Origin of the sequence: Vulgatibacter sp. (assembly GCF_041687135.1) — a bacterium.
GTDB lineage: Bacteria > Myxococcota > Myxococcia > Myxococcales > Vulgatibacteraceae > JAWLCN01.
The window spans coordinates 401,881-417,297 of sequence record NZ_JAWLCN010000004.1 but is presented as its reverse complement, the minus strand read 5'-3'; the positions used below and the strand labels follow the sequence as shown (position 1 = coordinate 417,297).

The 15,417-nt window shown below is 72.5% G+C and carries 17 protein-coding genes; 9 read left to right on the top strand and 8 right to left on the bottom strand.

Annotated elements, in window-relative coordinates:
* Positions 1-3: 3 nt before the first annotated feature.
* Complete coding sequence (locus ACESMR_RS12860) at positions 4-1,434, top strand: sigma 54-dependent Fis family transcriptional regulator (protein ID WP_373047480.1); 1,431 nt, start codon at positions 4-6, stop codon at positions 1,432-1,434.
* Between the two features lie 156 nt (positions 1,435-1,590).
* Positions 1,591-2,712: a hypothetical protein gene (locus ACESMR_RS12855; protein WP_373047479.1), complete on the top strand. Its 1,122-nt coding sequence runs from the start codon at positions 1,591-1,593 to the stop codon at positions 2,710-2,712.
* A gap of 84 nt (positions 2,713-2,796) precedes the next feature.
* Here the strand turns inward: ACESMR_RS12855 and ACESMR_RS12850 are convergent, their stop codons facing one another.
* Genes ACESMR_RS12850 through ACESMR_RS12840 form a run of 3 tightly spaced genes read right to left on the bottom strand, consistent with a single transcriptional unit; the run spans position 2,797 to position 3,781 of the window.
* On the bottom strand, positions 2,797-3,132 hold the full coding sequence (locus ACESMR_RS12850) for a PilZ domain-containing protein (protein ID WP_373047478.1): 336 nt from the start codon (positions 3,130-3,132) through the stop codon (positions 2,797-2,799).
* Between the two features lie 55 nt (positions 3,133-3,187).
* A complete protein-coding gene (locus ACESMR_RS12845) occupies positions 3,188-3,631 on the bottom strand; it encodes a hypothetical protein (protein WP_373047477.1) in 444 nt (147 codons plus the stop codon).
* A gap of 21 nt (positions 3,632-3,652) precedes the next feature.
* Entirely contained in the window at positions 3,653-3,781 is a 129-nt protein-coding gene (locus tag ACESMR_RS12840; RefSeq protein ID WP_373047476.1) for a hypothetical protein, read from the bottom strand.
* Positions 3,782-4,025: 244 nt separating this feature from the next.
* On the opposite strand from ACESMR_RS12840, the gene ACESMR_RS12835 reads away from it, so the two are divergent.
* Positions 4,026-4,811 (top strand): alpha/beta fold hydrolase, encoded by a 786-nt coding sequence (locus ACESMR_RS12835; RefSeq protein WP_373047475.1) that lies wholly within the window; start codon positions 4,026-4,028, stop codon positions 4,809-4,811.
* A 4-nt stretch (positions 4,812-4,815) separates the two neighbouring features.
* Here ACESMR_RS12835 and ACESMR_RS12830 read toward each other — a convergent pair whose 3' ends face one another.
* Both ACESMR_RS12830 and ACESMR_RS12825 read right to left on the bottom strand, forming a co-directional pair.
* The gene (locus tag ACESMR_RS12830; RefSeq protein ID WP_373047474.1) at positions 4,816-5,541 is read right to left on the bottom strand and encodes a diheme cytochrome c-553; all 726 of its coding nucleotides are present in this window, start codon (positions 5,539-5,541) and stop codon (positions 4,816-4,818) included.
* Between the two features lie 69 nt (positions 5,542-5,610).
* Entirely contained in the window at positions 5,611-6,213 is a 603-nt protein-coding gene (locus ACESMR_RS12825; protein WP_373047473.1) for a hypothetical protein, read from the bottom strand.
* A gap of 196 nt (positions 6,214-6,409) precedes the next feature.
* On the opposite strand from ACESMR_RS12825, the gene ACESMR_RS12820 reads away from it, so the two are divergent.
* The 4 genes from ACESMR_RS12820 to ACESMR_RS12805 all read left to right on the top strand — a co-directional run bounded on the left by ACESMR_RS12820 (position 6,410) and on the right by ACESMR_RS12805 (position 11,777).
* A complete protein-coding gene (locus ACESMR_RS12820) occupies positions 6,410-9,466 on the top strand; it encodes a helicase-related protein (RefSeq protein WP_373047472.1) in 3,057 nt (1,018 codons plus the stop codon).
* 200 nt (positions 9,467-9,666) lie between these two features.
* A complete protein-coding gene (locus ACESMR_RS12815) occupies positions 9,667-10,116 on the top strand; it encodes a hypothetical protein (protein WP_373047471.1) in 450 nt (149 codons plus the stop codon).
* A 150-nt stretch (positions 10,117-10,266) separates the two neighbouring features.
* Positions 10,267-10,932, top strand: coding sequence for a hypothetical protein (locus ACESMR_RS12810; RefSeq protein WP_373047470.1), 666 nt, complete (start codon positions 10,267-10,269; stop codon positions 10,930-10,932).
* Between the two features lie 92 nt (positions 10,933-11,024).
* Positions 11,025-11,777, top strand: a complete 753-nt coding sequence (locus ACESMR_RS12805) for an SDR family oxidoreductase (RefSeq protein WP_373047469.1) — start codon at positions 11,025-11,027, stop codon at positions 11,775-11,777.
* A 9-nt stretch (positions 11,778-11,786) separates the two neighbouring features.
* Here the strand turns inward: ACESMR_RS12805 and ACESMR_RS12800 are convergent, their stop codons facing one another.
* From ACESMR_RS12800 to ACESMR_RS12790, 3 genes are read right to left on the bottom strand one after another with little or no spacing between them, the layout of a single operon-like run.
* Positions 11,787-12,056, bottom strand: coding sequence for a 2Fe-2S iron-sulfur cluster-binding protein (locus ACESMR_RS12800; RefSeq protein ID WP_373047468.1), 270 nt, complete (start codon positions 12,054-12,056; stop codon positions 11,787-11,789).
* Positions 12,053-12,784, bottom strand: a complete 732-nt coding sequence (locus ACESMR_RS12795) for a hypothetical protein (RefSeq protein WP_373047467.1) — start codon at positions 12,782-12,784, stop codon at positions 12,053-12,055. Before ACESMR_RS12795 ends, ACESMR_RS12800 begins: the two co-directional genes overlap by 4 nt.
* Positions 12,785-12,822: 38 nt before the next feature.
* Complete coding sequence (locus ACESMR_RS12790; RefSeq protein ID WP_373047466.1) at positions 12,823-12,999, bottom strand: hypothetical protein; 177 nt, start codon at positions 12,997-12,999, stop codon at positions 12,823-12,825.
* Between the two features lie 124 nt (positions 13,000-13,123).
* Here ACESMR_RS12790 and ACESMR_RS12785 point away from each other — a divergent pair, with 124 nt between their 5' ends.
* Together ACESMR_RS12785 and ACESMR_RS12780 are read left to right on the top strand one after the other, a co-directional pair.
* Complete coding sequence (locus ACESMR_RS12785; protein ID WP_373047465.1) at positions 13,124-14,665, top strand: FAD-dependent oxidoreductase; 1,542 nt, start codon at positions 13,124-13,126, stop codon at positions 14,663-14,665.
* Complete coding sequence (locus tag ACESMR_RS12780) at positions 14,649-15,239, top strand: DUF488 family protein (RefSeq protein WP_373047464.1); 591 nt, start codon at positions 14,649-14,651, stop codon at positions 15,237-15,239. The genes ACESMR_RS12785 and ACESMR_RS12780 overlap by 17 nt, the downstream gene beginning before the upstream one ends.
* Positions 15,240-15,417: the final 178 nt, after the last annotated feature.

Here is a 15,417-nt window from a genome sequence, read left to right as displayed (position 1 = left end):
GCGATGGAGGAGACCCAGTCGCTGCTCATGCCCGGACCGTCGGCGGCGCCGCCGATCGAGAACCTGCCGGTCCTCGTGATCCTCTGGTCCGTCGACGAGCCGGACCGCGTGGGCGAGGTGGCGGTCGTGCCCCGGGGGCGGTGCAGCCTGGGCCGGCTCGAGCCCGGGCCGGGCGATCCGGTGGCCCGCCTCGTCTTCTGCAGGCAGCGGCCCGGTCGCTCCGATCTCACCGGGGCGATACGCAGCCCCCTCGTCTCACGGGAGCAGCTGGCCCTGGAGCGCAGCGCCGGGAGCACGGTGCTGGTGCAGAATCGCGGGCGGGGCGCGCTGCTCGTCGACGGAAGGAGGAGCGACGAGGCGGTGCTGGGGCCGGGCAGCCTCGTCGAGCTCGATAGCCGGCTGCTGCTCGGACTCTTTCTGCGCCCGGCCTCGCTGCCGGCGCCGGCGCCGGGCACCGTGCTCGAGCGCCACGCGTTCGGCTGCGCGGACCGGGCGGGACTCATCGGCGAATCGCCGGCATCCTGGGCGCTGCGGGAGCGCGTCGCCTTCGTCGCTCCGCGGCACGCCCACGTGCTGGTGCGGGGGGAGAGCGGCACCGGCAAGGAGCTCGTCGCCCGGGCGCTCCACGAGGGATCGGGGCGGCGGACGCGGCCCCTCGTCTCCCGCAACGCGGCGACGATCCCCGAGGGGCTGGTGGACGCGGAGCTCTTCGGCAACGCGAAGGGCTACCCGAACCCCGGCATGCCGGAGCGAAGGGGCCTGGTCGGCGAGGCCGACGGCGGGACGCTCTTCCTCGACGAATTCGGCGAGCTGCCCGAGGCGGCGCAGGCCCACCTGCTGCGCGTCCTCGACGAGGGCGAATACAGCCGCCTCGGCGAGGCACGTCCGTCCCGAGCGGATCTGCGCCTCGTCGCCGCCACCAACCGTGGCGACGAAGCGCTCAAGCACGATGTCCTCGCGCGCTTCCGCCTCCGGGTCGACGTCCCCGACCTCAACGCCCGGCGGGAGGACGTGCCGCTGCTGGCGAGGGGCCTGCTCGGACGGATCGCACGGAGTGACCCCAGCATCGCGAGCCGGTTCTTTCCGGGCGGCGATCCCGATGCAGGTGCGCGGATCTCCTGTGGGCTGGTGCGCCAGCTGGTGGCGCACCGCTACCGCACCCACGTGCGAGAGCTCGAGGCGCTCCTCTGGCAGAGCCTGCAGGCGAGCCGCAGCGATTCGCTCCTGCCGATCGAGCTGCCGCCCGATCCCCTGGGCGACGAGGCGGGACGCGTCGACCCCGAATCCCTCGATCCGGCGGCGATCCAGGCTTGTCTCGATCGCCACGGCGGGCGGCAGGGACCTGCATGGCGGGAGCTCGGGCTGAGCAGCCGACACGTCCTCGGGCGGCTGGTGAAGCGGCACCGCCTGCGGGTGCGGGGGCGAAGCGGCTGATGCGCGCGCATGCGCGGCAGCAGCGCTCGCGCACTGCAGGAGGCAGCCAGAAGGCCGGAAAGGCGGGCTGGAGAGCCGTCCGCACGTGGCACGCATGTTGATGAAGGGCGGAGCGCACCCGGACCTCGATGGTCCCGTCTCTGGAGGCAGCCCGTCATGCCACGCATCACCCCCTTCGCTCTTCTCGCCCTCGTCGTCGCGGCGGCGAGCCCCACGTCCGCGCAGGCAGCGGACGAGTCCGACCTCTCCTCCGGGGTCGCGAGCATCCTGATCACGTCGGCCACCCCGCGGATCAATTTCACCGTGCAGAACGTGTCGCCGAGCACCTCGCCGATGGCGCGCCAGCTCGAGGTGGTCTCCTCGCCGCCGGTCTACAGCCTGAGCGGCCAGATCTTCTGCAAGCCGATCCTCAGCGGCACCACGCGGTTGACCAAATCGCAGCTGGTCTTCGGCACGCCCGTCGTGATCAACGACAACGACGGCGCGAGCCTCTGGCCGATCGGCGTCTGGGACTCGTCCGACCCGGTCTTCCACCAGGGGAGCATCAGCTCCGCCAACGTCTCGTTCCAGCACGAGATGGACGTGCCCACCACCTGGAACGGCGGGCTGGTCAACCTCGGCTTCAATCCGGTGAAGATCGTCGAGGACCGCCTGGCCACCTGGGTCTCGGGAGGCGGCTCGGAGCTGGAGTTCCTCCAGCAGGACGACGTCTTCGAGGTGCAGATCCCCGTGAACCTCGTGGGCGACTGCCGCAACACCAGCTCCTACGGCGTGCACGACTACGCGGGTTATACCCGCCGGTGGATCACCGCGGCGATCTTCTACGTGGGGGATCCGGATCTGCTGACCGACGCGCCGGTGATGCAGATGCCGGGCGGGCTCCAGGCGCAGCAGCCGCGGCTACCGCCGCAGTTCTTCGTCAACACGCCCTTCACGGCCATCCCGATCGACGGGGGCGGTTCGGGTGGCTCGGGCGGCGACGGCGGCTCCGGTGGCGCGGGTGGCTCCGGTGGCGACGACGGTACCGGCGGCGGCCCCATCACCGTCTTCGCGCGCTACGGGATCTACGACTTCGCTTCGTCGTCCTACGACGGCCTCTGGTCCGGCTGGGTGACCTACGAGAGCGAGAGCTGCCTCGAGGTGACGCAGACCGCGGTGACACCGAGCGGTGAATGCGTGCTCGTCGAGACCTGCATGCCCGCGGAATTCGACAGCTGCCGGGCGCTCGCCGGCTGCTGCGACGCACCGCTGCCGGCTACCCCGCGCAGCACGCTCTAAGCAGCAGCAACTCGCGGACGCGGCGCCTCCCCGGCCCGCGTCCGCGCTTCGGCGGGAGCGAAGCGGCCCGCGCTCTCGAACGCTTCAGGAAGCCTTGCTGGCAGCGCGGTCGAAGAACGCCGCCCACTCCCAGGGCGAGAGGCGGATCTCGACGCCGAAGCCGCCGCGGGTCACGGACTGGAGCTGGTGGGGCACGCGCTTGGTCCAAGCCACCACGCCGCTCACCTGCACCTCGCCGACGCCGGGGAGCTCGACGTCCAGCTCGAGGAGACGGCCGGGCAGTTCGGGGGTGGCGCAGGTGACGTAGAGGCCGTCGCGGCTCACGTCGCCGGTGAAGGCCGAGCGTTCGCGACCCCCCTCGGAACGGAAACGGACGTTGAGGCGCCTCTTCTGGCGAGGCACGCGGCGCTTGTTCGACATGAAGCCCCCCACGCCCCGTGACAACCGGGACGTACACGCCACAATCGATACAGCTTCAGCGACGGGGCTTCAAGCTACCAACCGTCAAACCGCTGGGGGAGCTGTAATTTCTTGCACTCCCATCCCCGGTAGGGCCTCCCATCCCTGCGGGAGGTCGTATGGGAGGGGCCGCTTCGCGGGGCAGCTGGGCGAGGCCGACCTGCATCGCGCGGGTGTAGGGATGGACCTCGGGCGGCCTTTCGGCGGCGGGCGGCGCTGCTGCTGGTGCGCCCTCCGGCCTGGCCGTGGAAGCCTCGGTGCCCGCCGCAGCTGCAGGGGCCGGTGCGCCACCGGCTCCCACCAGCTTGCGGATCTCCGCCCAGCGGGTGCGCTCCTCGGAGAGGAGCGACCGCAACCGCTGGCCGGCGTCGGAGGGAAGGGTGCCGGCGTGCTCTTCCAGCTTGTCGAAGAATTTGTCCAGGTAGCCGAGGTCCCGGCTGAAGGCGTCGTTCTCCGGCATCTTTGCCCTCCCTTGTGCTGCTTACCTGGCGCGCATGCCCTTGCGGAGGCTGGTGCGGCGCTGGCGGCGGCGGCGCTTGAGGACCGCGCGCTTGGTCTTGGAGCGGTTGGCGAGCTTCTTCTTGCTGCGGTTGCCACGCTTGGCGGCCATGGGCTTCTCCTGGTGCGAAGGGGCCGGCATCCGGCCCGAAAACCGATGAACGGCGCTGGATAGCAGAGGCCACCGCCCCGATCAACGATCGGACCCCTTCTCCACCCGGAAGAAGGCGAGCGTGCGCACGCCCGGGGCGGATCGCAAGCGCCTTTGCGGCTTGCGTGCACGGTTGTCGCCGACTAATGCGATGCCGCCTCGCGCCCTCCAGCGCAGATTCTCCATCGCACCCGGGAGGACATCCATGCTCGCCACCATCCGCGTCGGAGCGGGCCCGCGCCCCGTCGTCCTCATCCACGGCTTCCTCGGCTCCGGCCGCAACCTCGCCTCCTTCGCCAGGCGTTGGGCGCAGCTCGATCCCCAGCTCTCCTTCGTGCTCCCCGATCTGCCCGGGCACGGCATCTCGCCCGCGGTGGCGGACGACGCCGACCTCGGCGCCATCGCCCGCGACGTGCTCGCAGCGGCGCGCGCCGAGGGGATCGAGGGACCGCTCTCCTGGGTGGGCCACTCCTTCGGTGGCCGCGTCTCCCTCGCCGCCTCGCTGGTGGTGCCGGAGGCGGTGCGCGAGGTGACCCTGCTCGACATCGCGCCGGGCCCCATCGCCCACGGCACCTCGGAGAGCGCGCAGGTCCTCGACAAGCTCCTCGAGGCGCCGGCGCAGGCGCCGGATCGCGAGACGATGCGGCGCTTTCTCGCCGGGCGCGGGATCAAGCCGGGGATCGTCGAGTGGCTCCTCATGAACCTGGTCCACACCGACGCCGGCTACGTCTGGCGGATCGACCGCGACGCCCTCGCCCGGCTCCACGAGCGGGTCAACGCCGCCGACCTCTGGGAGGCGGTGGAGCGGCCCGGCGCGCAGGTGCGCTGCGTGCGCGGCGCCCTCGCCCATTACGTCACCGACGCATCGAAGGAGCGGATGGAGCGCGCGGGCTGTCCGGTGGCGACGCTCGAGGGGAGCGGCCACTTCGTCCACGTCGACGCACCGGACCAGCTGCTCGCGCTCCTCACCGGCCAGGCACGGTGGGCCTGATCGATCACCGGGGCTTCGGCGGCCCCTGCTTCTTCTGCTGCGGCTCCATCGCCCGCTTCTTCATGTTCGCGTCCATGCCGGTGGGCGCCTGCTCCCGCATCTTCGCGTAGGCCCTGGTGAGCTGCTCGTAGACGGCGGGCTGCACCTCGGGCTGGGGCACCGCGTTGGCGATGGGCGGCAGGGACTTGAAGTAGGCGAAGATCGCCTTCAGGTCCTGATCGGTGGCGCCCATGAGGTTCTGCCAGGGCATCGGCGGCAGGATCGGCCGGGCCTTCGGATCGCCGAGGTGCATGCCGGTCCGCATCGCCTGGACGAATTGCTGCTCGGTCCAGTTGCCGATGCCGGTCTCGTGGGGCGTGAGGTTCGCCGCGTAGACGGTGCCGAAGGGGAGCTGGAACGAGGTGAAGGTCGGGCCGATCAGGCCGACGTCCTTCTCGCCGAGCTTGCCGCCGGGCTTCGCTCCGCCCTGCGGGTGGCCGGAGAAGGCGCGGCTCATGTCGGGCGCGAGCACGCCGAGGGCCGGGTCCATCTTCATCGGCGTGTGGCAATCGCCGCAGCCGGCGATCCGGGCGAGATAGGCGCCGCGCTCGACCATCTTCGGGTCGGCCCTGCCCTGGGTCGCGCCGCGGTTGGTCGGCGGCGCCTGCCCCTGCGCGCCAGCTGCGACGCCGAAGAGCCCGATTGCCAGAAGCACCGCTGCCACCAGGACGACGCGTAGATCGCGACCCATCGATTCCCCCCTTGGTTGCTACGAAGGAGGGGAGCATTCCAGAGCCGACGGCCCGGTGGGAAGGCCCGTTCAGGGCAGGGCCCAGTGGACCAGCTCGAGCTGCTCGGCGCCCCGGGCCCGGACGAGGCCGACCCCTGGGGCGTACCAGAGGAGCGCGTCGTTGCCGTCGCTCTGCGTGCGGCGGATCCGCACCGCGTCCTCGAAGAGGCCTGCAGCGACGTTCACCGTCTCGCCCACCGCCTCCACGGTCCAGCGGGCTTCGATCTCCTCGGCGAGGGCGCCCTCGCGCGTCCCCGTCCAGCGGTGCTCGAAGACGTCGCCAGCCTCGAGGTCCGCGCGGGCGAGGCCCCGCAGCGCGCCCGGGGTGAAGAGCTCCTCGGTCTCGGTGCCGTCCGGGGCGCGCTCCACCTCGCGCACCGCGAGGACCAGCGCCTGCACCTCGAGGAAGCTGCGGCGCACGCTGCCGTTCTCCCGGGTCTCGAGGACGAGGCCGCCCCCCGCCTCACCTGCGACCCGGACCGTCCTCGCGCCGGGGGCGCCGGTGCGGTCGGCGGTGCGGTAGTCCCAGGTGGCGCCGGGAACGAGGGGCAGGAGCTGGTCGCGGTAGCGTTCGTCACCTGCGCTGCCGCAGGCTGCGAGGAGGACGAGGACCGTGGCGAGGAGGGGACGCACGGGGCAGCTGATGAGCAACCGCCGTGCCCGCGTGGGAACGCGCCGGAGGCCCCCTGCTGCGGGGTGGGATGGCGACACGGAGGGAACGGGTGGGCAAAATCGGTTCCACCCCGGGTCGCCGCGGGTAACGGTCCCATGGCGAAACGTTGACCGTTCAGCTCTTCGCTGTTAGCTGCCTGCCATGCACACCCCCGGGATGAAAATCGTGCATCGAGCCCAGCCCTCCTGGGGAGTGGGTGAGATCCTCCAGGTCCACGAGGACGGCCGTTTCCTCGAGGTCCGCTTTGCGGGCAGGCAGGGAGCGCCCTTCCTGGTCTCCGCCAAGGATCCGGCGGTCATCCGCTTCCACTACAGCGCGGGGGACGAGGTCTCCCTCGCAGACGGCCGCAGGGCCCGCGTGATCGAGGTCCGGGAGTCGCAGGGCTCGCCCTTCTACCGCTACCTGCTCGGCTTCAGCGACGGCTCCGACGAGGCGCTCTCCGAGGTGGAGCTGGTGCCGCGGCCGCCCAAGGCCGGGGCGCTCGATCTGCTCGCCTCCGGGCAGAAGCTCAAAGCTTCGGATTTTTCGCTGCGCGAGCGGGCGGTACGCCTCGATCTCGAGCGCCGCGCCGATGCGCTCGGCGCGCTCTTCGGCAGCAGGGTGATGCCCAAGCCCCACCAGCTCTCGGTGGTGCAGCGGGTGCTCTCGGCGCGGATGCCGCGCTTCGTCCTCGCGGACGAGGTGGGCCTCGGCAAGACGATCGAAGCGGGGATGATCTACGCGGCGCTCGCCAACACCGGCATCGCCAAGCGCGTCCTCGTGGTGGCGCCGGCGCATCTCACGGTGCAGTGGCTGGCGGAGCTCTACCACAAATTCCATTCGCTCTTCACGCTGCTGGACGGCGAGCGGCTCGCCAAGGAGGCGGAGGCCGATCCGCGTCCGGCGTGGTGGCGCTTTCCGAAGGTGGTCACCTCCCTCGAGCTCCTCGCCCGCAGCGAGGAGCACCGCGAGGCGATCTCCGATCCGGCGGCGCGCTGGGACCTCGTCATCTTCGACGAGGCCCACCACCTCGTCTCGCCCAGGGCCTTCGCCGCCGCGGAGGCGGCGGCGGACAATTCGCACGGCCTGCTCCTCCTCACGGCGACGCCGCTGCAGCTCGATCCGGAGGAGCATTTCAAGCTCCTCAGCCTCGTCGATCCGGCGACGCCGGAGACCTTCGACGAGTTCAAGAAGCGGCTCAAGCGCCAGGGCGATCTCTCCGATCGCACCCGCGAGCTCCTCGCTGCGCAGGATCCCGCGGGGCAGGTGGCGGTCGCCGAGGCGATTGCGGAGATGCTCCCCGAGGACGAGATCCTCGAGGAGAAGCTCGATGCGCTGCGCGACGGGGAGGAGGGCGCGCTCGACGCCTTCGTGCTCCACCTCGCCGAGGCCTACTCGATCTCCTCGCGGCTGATCCGCAACCGGCGCGCGCTGGTCGGGGGGCTCGCCCCGCGGCGGCTCGTGCGCCACGACGTCGTCCCCTCCCCGGCGGAGCGGCAGTTCCGCGCCGACGTGCGGGAGCGTCTCGCCAGCGGCGGGCTGCGCGCCAGCGGCGCGGCGATGGCTTCGCTGCTCAAGCGCCTCGACTCCTCGCCCCGTGCAGCGGCTGCTGCGCTCGCTGCCCACAAGCAGAAGGAGCTCGCCCAGCGGGCGGCGACGCTGGAGGGGCCCAGCGCCGATGCCAAGGCGAAGGCGCTCCTCGAGCTGGTGCAGCGGATCCACCGGGAGGAGCCTGGCGCGAAGATCCTCCTCTTCTGCGAGGCGCGCGAGAGCCTCGACTACGTCCGCGACGTGCTCGGCCGCGGCGGCGTGGAGAGCGCGCTCTACCACGGCGATCTCGACCAGCTCGAGCGCGACCGGCAGGTGGCCCGCTTCCGCGATCCCGAGGGGCCGGCGGTGCTGCTCTCCACCGAGGTGGGCGGCGAGGGGCGCAACTTCCAGTTCTGCCACCACTTGATCAACTACGACCTCGCCTGGAGCCCGGCGGCGATCGAGCAGCGCATCGGCCGCCTCGATCGCATCGGCCAGCACCACGAGGTGCAGGTCCACTGCTTCCGCGTCGAGGGCAGCGTGGGCGCGCGGGTCTTCGATCTGATGGCCGGCGCGGTGCGCGTCTTCGACGAGACCGTGGGCGGTCTCGATCCGGTGCTGGAGCGGGTGGAGCCTTCGGTGACCAAGCTCGCCGCGGCAGGCGACGAGCAGGCCTTCGACGACTACGCCGAGGAGCTCGCCCGCCGCGTCGCCGCTGCACGCGACGAGGTGCGGCGCGCCTACGATCCGCTCCTCGACCTCCGCTCCTTCGACAAGGCGGCGGTGCGCCGGCTGGTGGAGCGCGGCGCAGGTCGCCTCGGCATCGAGGTCGACGAGGACGAGGAGCTCGAGGAGGCGCTCTGGCACGTGGCCCGCGATCTCGACGAGCGCCTCGAGGACGAGGTGGTGGGCCTCGCCCGCCGGGTCGGGATCACTGCCGACTGCGAGGAGCACGTCGAGGCGTTCCAGTGCCAGTTCAAGCTCGGCGGCGAGATGGCGGTGGATGCGATCGCCGGCGTCGACCTCGATTCGGAGCAGCCGATCCTCGGCTCCTTCTGGCGCGACACCGCCGTGGTGCAGGAGGAGAACGACTTCTTCGCCACCGGCCACCCGCTGGTGGAGGGGCTCTTCGCCTGGGCGCGAGACGGCGAGCTCGGCAGGGCCGCGTGGCTGGCGTCGGATCACGTGCGCCCCGCGGCGGTGGGCTTCGCCTTCACCTACCTCGCGGTCTTCCCCGAGCCGGAGGATCTCGCCACCGGCTCGCGGGTTCCCTCGCGGCAGGCTGCCCGCTACCTCGACAGCACCCGCTACCAGGTGGCGGTGGAGCTGGCCCGGGGCAGCGAGACCGGCAAGGTCCGCGACGAGCTCCTCGAGGATCTCGAGGAGCCCGAGGGGATGCAGCCCCCGCAGGCGCCGCAGGAGGTGCTCTCGCGGGCGGTGGGTGCCGCCCACGAGGCGGCGAAGGCCGAGGCGGAGCGGCGCTTGAAGCGGGAGATCGACGCGGCGATCGCGCGGATGGAGATGGACCGGGACCAGGCCCTCGAGCGGCTGGTGCTCGCTGCGCGCCGCGCCGACGAGTACGAGGTGGCGGCGCTGGAGGCGGAGGCCGACCGGATCAACCTCGCCCACGCACAGGCGGTCCGCGCCCTGCGCAGCGTGCGCCTCGAGCTCGATCAGGCGGCGGGGCTCCTGCCGCGGGCCTGATCGATCCGATCGTTCGAATCCCTGCCGGCCTGTCGAGCGTCCAACGTGCAGGCAGGGACCCTTCGATCCGCGGGAGAGGATCCGCTACGCTCTCCTCCAGGAATTCGTCCTCGCCTCCGCCGCGCTGCGGAAGAGACGGGGCCCGGTCCCCTGTTCGAGGGAAAGTGGCACGAGGTCGTGCCCCTGCCGAAGGAGCGAACGTGAGGAGAAGGACCTACCGCAGCCCGACGCCGGTTCCCCCCCGCCGCAAGCCGGTCGCCCTCGCGATCGCCGCGCGCCCAGCGCCGTCGCTCGGTGCCGTCGTCCTCCTCGGCCTCGCGCTGCTCCTGGCGCTGGTGCTGCCGCAGCTCGCCGGCGCGAAGCCTGCGGCGGTGGCGCAGCCCGAGCTCCAGCTCGGGGAAGGCGTCGCCCGCCTCCACCTCGAGACGCCGACCGACGCGCCGGTGCTGGTGGAGTGGGGCATGGCCCCCACCGCGAGCCGGGTGGTGCGGTCGTCCGGCGGCACCTCGCACGATCTCGTCTTGAAGGGCCTCGAGCCCGGTCGGATCTACGTCTACCGCGTGATCGTCGGGGGCAGGGTCGTGACCCCGGCCACGCCGTTCCGGACCCCGGGCGCCGTGCCCGCGACCGGCGCGCCGCTCTCGATCTGATCCTGCCGCGCAGCGGCCCGAATGACGAAAGCCCCGGAGATCCCGGGGCTTTTTTCGTGCGCGGCAGGAGCGCCGGGGCCCAATGTCAGACCCCTGCGCTAGTCTCCTGAACGTCGGTGCAGAGCTGCACCGCTGCACAGGAGGCGAACGATGCGCTACGGCTTCTTCCACGGTATCGACGGTGACCCTGCAGTCCTCGCTGCGGCGCTGGAGCTGCTTGCGGATTGCGACCGGATCGTCTGCCTCGGCCGCCTGGTGGGTGCCCCGGGTCCCGGCGATGCTGCGGCGCTGGCGCAGCTCGACAGGGCCGACTGCCTCCTCGGGCAGGGCGAGCGGCAGCGGACGAAGGACGCCTCCCTGCCGGCGGAGCTGCGGGCGCGGCTCAAGGCCCTCCCCGAGGCGACGGTGATCGACGGCATCGCGGTCCTCGGCCACCAGCGCCAGCCGCCCGCCACGCGGCGGGAGGTCCAGGCGACCGGCGGCGCCCCCAGGCTGGTGGCGCCGCTGGCGGTGGCAGCAGGCGAGGGCGCGACCAGGCTCTGGCGGGCCACCGGGGGCTTGAGCCGGGTGGAGGAGCTGGCGGGACCGGTCTGCATCGGCCTCGGCGGGGAGCGCCTGCGCCTCGACCTCGCCCCTGCCCGCGGCGCGGACGGCGTGGTCCGGGTGGCGGTGATCGACCGGGAGACCGGCACCCTCAAGGTGCGGGAGCGGGCTCTCGGGCAGCGGCAGGCGCCGGCGCCCAGGCAGACCCGGGCGCGCAGGCCTGCCCGGCAGCGGCGGGTGGCGGAGGAGCAGCAGCTGCTGCTGGCGGTCTGATCACCCGGGCTGCGGACCGACTCCGGCCGGGGGCTGGTCCCCCCGTGCGCAGCGGCGCAGCTTCGTCCTCTTCGAAAAGACGAGGAGGGATCATGGCGGCACGGCTCGAGGGTAAGCGCGCGATCATCACCGGCGGGGACAGCGGAATCGGCAGGGCGGTCGCCGTGGCCTTCGCGCGGGAGGGAGCCGACGTCGCCATCGTCTACCACGCGGACGAGCAGGGGGCGGCGGAGACGCGGCGGCAGGTCGAGGCAGCTGGCGGGAAGTGCGTGGTGGTGCAGGCGGACGTCGGGCAGGAGGAGGAGGTGGCGCGGCTCTACCGGGAGGCGATCGGCGCCCTCGGCGGCCTCGACATCCTCGTCAACAACGCAGGCGTCGAGCAGCGGGGCAAATGGGAGGACTATCCCGTGGAGGCGTGGGAGCGGATCCTCCGCACCAACCTCGTCGGCTACTTCCTGATGATCCGCGAGGCGCTGCGGGGCGGGCACCTGGGGGCGGGCGGCAGGATCGTCAACACCGGCTCGATCCAGGGGATCGAGGGGAGCCCGACCGATCCCGCCTACTCGACCACCAAAGGCGGGATCCACGCGATGACCAAATCGCTGGCGAAATACCTGGTGGACCGCGGGATCCTGGTCAATTGCGTGGCGCCCGGGCCGGTGGACACGCCGATGCTCCGGGACCAGACGCCGCAGCTCCTCGAGAAGGACGGCGGCGACAAATACCCGCTGGGTGTGGCGAAGCCCGAGCAGATCGCGCCGGCCTACGTCTACTTCGCCTCGGAGGACGGCAGCTACGTGACCGGGCAGATCCTTCCGCTCACCGGGGGCAAGGTGACGGGCTGACCCGGGCGTTCACTCGATCCGGTAGGTGCCGCCACCGACGCGCAGATCGATCGAGCCTGCCTCCGCCACCTCGGCGAGGCAGGCGAGGCGCTCGCCCGGCGCTGCGCCGACGTGGGCGAGGAGGGCGCGTTCGCGATCACCCGGCGGCGCGAGGCGGGTGGCGCCGCCGGTGATGAGCACGGTGCACCTGCCGCAGACGCCCTCGCCGCGGCAGGGGTAGCCGATCGGCGCGCCGGCCCTGCGGGCCACGCCGAGGAGCGTGCGCCGCGGCACGGTCACGGCAGGGCAGGGCCCGGCGCCGCCGCAGCCCAGACGTCCATCAGGAACCAGCCGCTGCGGTTGCGGCCGAGCTGCACGTCGAGGCGATCGCCCGCGTGGACGAGGCGGGTCACCGCCGGCGCCAGCTCGAGCTCGATCGACTCGTCCGGGCGGCGGCGGTGGTAGAGGCGCACGGCGCGCTCTTCCACCTCCTCGACCACGAAGCCGCCCTCGAGCTCCTCCTGTGCGAGGGGCTGCTGGGATTCCCAGCGCTGCATCTCCCGAGCGTAGGCCTCGGGATCGCTCTCGTAGAGCGCGCGGCCGGGTCTTCCCTCGCGGAGGCGCTCGCGGAGGGCGCGGGCGAGGGCGTCGAGCCGGGGGAGCACCGCGACCGCCTGCTCGGCTGCGCTGGCGCAGGCCTTCGCCCGGTCGGCATCCATCACGCCGCGCTCCGCAGCAGCGCGGAGTGCCCGGGCGAAGAGCCTGCCCATCCGGCCGAGCTCCTCCACCGGCCGGGAGACGTGGGTGATCAGGTGGTCGGCAACGAAGGCCCAGGCGAGGCCGGGATCGAAATGGCTCGCCGGCAGGAGGGCGACGCGCCGGCCCGCCTCCTCGTCGATCGGCAGCCCCCGGTGGGCGAGGAAGGAGACGAGCTCCTCCTCGAGCCGCTCGGCTGCGGTGCGGGACGCGGCAGGGCGCTCCGCCAGGTAGGGATGCAGGGCCTCGCTGAGACCGACGGTACCGTCCATGGACCTCAGGGTAGCCCGCCCAGGCCCGGGCGGCGACGTTACTCGTCCATCTGGTCGAGGCGCTCCTGCTCCTGCTCCATGGCGCGCTCGGTGGCGCCCTTCATCTTCTCCATGATCCGGCCGGGCTGGCCGCCGACCTCGTCGACGACCTCCTGGCGCTCCGGGCAGCCGGCGAGGAGGGCGGCGAGGGGGAGGAGGACGAGCAGGCGGTGCATGGTCATTCCTTGGCAACGGGGCGAGGGCCGCATCCTCGCCGGGGCGCGGGTCGGGTGTCGAGTGGGTGACGCCGTGCGCAGCCTTCAGGGAGGGGCGGGAAGGGGCCGCCGCCGGGAGGATGCCATGCACACGCTCTGGATGGAGAAGGCACCGCTGCACCACCACCCCCGGCTGGAGGGCGAGCTGCAGGCCGACGTCGCCGTGGTCGGCGCGGGGATCGCCGGGATGACCACCGCCTGGCTGCTCCAGCGTGCGGGCAAGCGGGTGGCGGTGATCGAGGCCGGCGAGGTGGGGAGCGGCGAGACCGGCCACACCAGCGCCCACCTCACCGCGGTGCAGGACACCCGCTGGCACCAGATCGCTTCCACCTTCGGCAGGGAGAGCGCCCGCCGCCTCGCCATCGGCGGGATGGAGGCGATCGCGCTGGTGGAGCGCCTCACCCGCGAGCTGTCGATCGACTGCGACTTCGCCCGCGTCCCCGGCTACCTCTTCACCGAGTCGCGCAAGGACGAGCACGAACTCGACCGGGAGGTGCGCGCAGCGGCGGAGGCCGGCCTCGCCGTCTCCCGGATCGACGAGGCGCCGCTGCCCTTCGCCACCGCTGGCGCGATCCGCTTCGAGGACCAGGCGGTCTTCCACCCGATCGCCTTCCTGCGCGGCCTCGCCAGGGCGTTCGTCGACGCGGGCGGCCAGATCTTCACCGGCAGCCGCGTCGTCTCGGTGGACGACGGCAAGCCCTGCCGCGTGCACACCGCCCACGGCAGCGTCGTCGCCCGTGACGTGGTCCTCGCCACCGACGCGCCGATCCACGACCGGATCCGCATGCACAGCAAGATCTCGCCCTACCGAACGTACATCGTGACCGCGAAGATCGCCGACCCGCTCCCCGGCCTCTTCTGGGACACCGCCGATCCCTACCACTACATCCGGACCTGGGAGGCAGCGGACGGCCCGGTGGTGATCGTCGGCGGCGCCGATCACCGGGTGGGCGCGGTGGAGGATACGGAGAGCCGCTACCACCAGCTCCGCTCCTGGGCGGAGCCGCGCTTCGGCGTGCGCACCGACGCCTGCTGGTCCGGCCAGGTGAACGAACCCGCCGACGGCCTGCCCTTCATCGGCAGGAACCCGCTCTCGCTCCACCTCTACGTGGCGACGGGCTTCTCCGGCACCGGCCTGGTCAATGGCATCATCGCGGGCCTCGTCCTCTCCGAGGAGCTGCTCGACAGGACCCACCCACTGGCGCGGCTCCTCGCCGCCACGCGCTTCAAGCCCTTCGCCCAGGCGAAGGAGGCGATCGTGCACAACGCCGAGAACGCCCGCTACATGCTGGGTGACAGGCTGGTGCCGCCCTCGGAGGTGCGCTCCCTCGACGAGGTGCCGCGGGGCGAGGGCCGGCTGGTGCGCCTCGGCGTGGAGCGGCTCGCGGTCTACCGCAGCGACGAGGGCGGGCTGCAGGCGGTCTCGCCGGTCTGCACCCACCTCGGCTGCTACGTGCACTGGAACAGCGGCGAACGGAGCTGGGATTGTCCCTGCCACGGCTCGCGCTTCGACACCGCCGGCGAGGTGATCCACGGCCCGGCGGTGAAGGCGCTGGCGAAGCGGGAGATCCCCGAGGAGCACCGCCCACAGGCGCCCGCCGAGGAAGCGGGTGAGCATCCGGCGTAGCGTGGCGATGGGAGACTGGCACGGCCACCGGGTCTTCGCCCTCGGCCATTCCACCCTCGACCGCGAGGTGCTGCTCGGGCGCCTCCTCGCCCTCGGTGTCGTGACCCTCGTCGACATCCGCAGCTACCCGCGCTCGCGGCACAACCCGCAATTCGACAGCGACGCACTCGCCGCCGCGGCACGGGCGCGAGGGCTCGGCTACGCCCACCTCCGCGCCCTCGGCGGACGCCGCAGGGCCCGCGGCGGCGACGAGACCAACGCCGGCTGGCGCAGCGCCGCCTTCCGCGGCTACGCCGATCACATGCAGACCGAAGAATTCGCCGCGGGCCTGCACGAGCTGCGCGCGCTCGCCGAGGCGGGGCCGGTGGCGATCCTCTGCTCGGAGGCGGTGCCCTGGCGCTGCCACCGCTCCCTCGTCGCCGACGCGCTGCTGGCCCGCGGCGCCGAGGTGCTCCAGGTGATCGGCGACCGCGTCCATCCCCACCGCCTCACCCCCTTTGCCCGGATCGAAGGCGAGCGGATCACCTACCCGCCACCGGAGGAGGCGCCCGCAGGAGATGCGGTCGACGCTTGAGCGTTTGCGACGCGCCCTCGCCGGGAATCCGGACGCGGCGGCGCGGCGCCGCCTCCTCGAGCTCCCCGGCATCGGGCCCCGGAGCGCGGGACGTGGGCGTCGGCCGCCGAAGCGCACGGTGCATGCGCAGGAAACCGCCGGTGTGGAAGCCCCGGAATGGGGCCGGCTACGGGCACAT

Coding starts and splice junctions, on each gene's coding strand:
- ACESMR_RS12820 (WP_373047472.1), top strand. CDS start 6,410: ATGAAAATCGTGCATCGAGCCCAGCCCTCCTGGGGAGTGGGTGAGATC.
- ACESMR_RS12785 (WP_373047465.1), top strand. CDS start 13,124: ATGCACACGCTCTGGATGGAGAAGGCACCGCTGCACCACCACCCCCGG.
- ACESMR_RS12835 (WP_373047475.1), top strand. CDS start 4,026: ATGCTCGCCACCATCCGCGTCGGAGCGGGCCCGCGCCCCGTCGTCCTC.
- ACESMR_RS12830 (WP_373047474.1), bottom strand. CDS start 5,541: ATGGGTCGCGATCTACGCGTCGTCCTGGTGGCAGCGGTGCTTCTGGCA.
- ACESMR_RS12850 (WP_373047478.1), bottom strand. CDS start 3,132: ATGTCGAACAAGCGCCGCGTGCCTCGCCAGAAGAGGCGCCTCAACGTC.
- ACESMR_RS12845 (WP_373047477.1), bottom strand. CDS start 3,631: ATGCCGGAGAACGACGCCTTCAGCCGGGACCTCGGCTACCTGGACAAA.
- ACESMR_RS12795 (WP_373047467.1), bottom strand. CDS start 12,784: ATGGACGGTACCGTCGGTCTCAGCGAGGCCCTGCATCCCTACCTGGCG.
- ACESMR_RS12855 (WP_373047479.1), top strand. CDS start 1,591: ATGCCACGCATCACCCCCTTCGCTCTTCTCGCCCTCGTCGTCGCGGCG.
- ACESMR_RS12810 (WP_373047470.1), top strand. CDS start 10,267: ATGCGCTACGGCTTCTTCCACGGTATCGACGGTGACCCTGCAGTCCTC.
- ACESMR_RS12790 (WP_373047466.1), bottom strand. CDS start 12,999: ATGCACCGCCTGCTCGTCCTCCTCCCCCTCGCCGCCCTCCTCGCCGGC.
- ACESMR_RS12860 (WP_373047480.1), top strand. CDS start 4: ATGGAGGAGACCCAGTCGCTGCTCATGCCCGGACCGTCGGCGGCGCCG.
- ACESMR_RS12840 (WP_373047476.1), bottom strand. CDS start 3,781: ATGGCCGCCAAGCGTGGCAACCGCAGCAAGAAGAAGCTCGCCAACCGC.
- ACESMR_RS12805 (WP_373047469.1), top strand. CDS start 11,025: ATGGCGGCACGGCTCGAGGGTAAGCGCGCGATCATCACCGGCGGGGAC.